The organism is Candidatus Nanopusillus massiliensis (genome assembly GCF_920984865.1).
The window spans coordinates 134,817-135,645 of sequence record NZ_OV100765.1 but is presented as its reverse complement, the minus strand read 5'-3'; the positions used below and the strand labels follow the sequence as shown (position 1 = coordinate 135,645).

Below are 829 nucleotides of genomic sequence, written 5' to 3'. Positions count from 1 at the left end.
TTATATACCTTATTTCATGCTACATTACATAAATCTCCACATGTAAACCATGTTTTACTTTTTATAAATACTTCTTCCTGGAAAGGTTTCCAAAATAATTCAATAATATTTTCATAATGTTTTCTCCTTAATTCTTTTGGATAATATATTGATTTATATCCAAATAAAGGTAAGAATTCTTTATATAATATATAATTTTCTCCAAAAGTTCCATCAGATCCTGTTTCTGGATCATATCTATATTTCTTTGTCTTTTCATTAATAATCATCTATATAACTTTTTCCAAATTTTTCTAAGAATATTTTATTTATTAATTGAAAATCATTTACTTTTTCATATCGTATATTTATAATTTCCGCCAGAAACAATAACCTAAAATATTATGAGCTTTAAATAATGAAGATCCTGCACCATCTCTTCCAGAAAAATCTTCAGAACCCATTCTAAATTCACCATTAATTATATCAAATGAAAATAAATTTCCATTATATGTATACATATTTCCTTCTCCAACAACAACTGCCGCTTGCNNTATAATTTGAAAAGAAATCATTATATTTTTCTAATAAATATCTTGAAAATGCGTATACACCTTTATAATTTTTATATGAATTTACATAATTTACAGGTTCTATCTTTACATTGTTTGGAGAAATAAAAATTACAGAAGGCTCTTTTGAATATCCAATAATTACAATTTCATCAATTCCAGATCCCATAAATTTAAACCCAACACCACCAATTGAAGAAAAATGCAATGTTTTTTTTAATGGACTTTTAAATACTGCAACCATTCTATGAACTCCAAATAATTTTCCTCCAACAAAA

The 829-nt window shown here is 24.7% G+C and carries 3 protein-coding genes; all 3 read right to left on the bottom strand.

Features of this window, described 5'->3' with window-relative positions; all coding sequences use genetic code 11:
• Nucleotides 1–14: 14 nt before the first annotated feature.
• The 3 genes from LUA84_RS01050 to LUA84_RS01040 all read right to left on the bottom strand — a co-directional run bounded on the left by LUA84_RS01050 (nt 15) and on the right by LUA84_RS01040 (nt 795).
• Nucleotides 15–269: a hypothetical protein gene (locus LUA84_RS01050; RefSeq protein WP_231434024.1), complete on the bottom strand. Its 255-nt coding sequence runs from the start codon at nt 267–269 to the stop codon at nt 15–17.
• Nucleotides 270–347: 78 nt separating this feature from the next.
• Entirely contained in the window at nt 348–500 is a 153-nt protein-coding gene (locus tag LUA84_RS01045; protein WP_231434022.1) for a hypothetical protein, read from the bottom strand.
• Nucleotides 487–795, bottom strand: a complete 309-nt coding sequence (locus LUA84_RS01040; RefSeq protein WP_457913324.1) for an aldehyde ferredoxin oxidoreductase N-terminal domain-containing protein — start codon at nt 793–795, stop codon at nt 487–489. Before LUA84_RS01040 ends, LUA84_RS01045 begins: the two co-directional genes overlap by 14 nt.
• Between the last annotated feature and the right edge of the window lie 34 nt (nt 796–829).